The 209-nt window shown below is 43.5% G+C and carries 1 rRNA gene; it reads right to left on the minus strand.

The annotated features are described in order from the left end of the window. A 23S ribosomal RNA gene (locus tag ACYQ2M_RS25605) occupies positions 1 to 209 on the minus strand; the annotation flags it as partial.

Below are 209 nucleotides of genomic sequence, written 5' to 3' on the forward strand. Positions count from 1 at the left end.
ATGACGATTCAATACGTATACAATGCTCTCCTACCAATGAAATAAATTTCATTCCGCAGCTTCGGTACTATGCTTGAGCCCCGTTACATCTTCGGCGCAGAACCACTCGATCAGTGAGCTATTACGCTTTCTTTAAAGGATGGCTGCTTCTAAGCCAACCTCCTGATTGTCTGGGCATTTCCACATCCTTTACCACTTAGCATAGATTT

It is taken from the genome of Desulfocicer niacini (assembly GCF_054657595.1).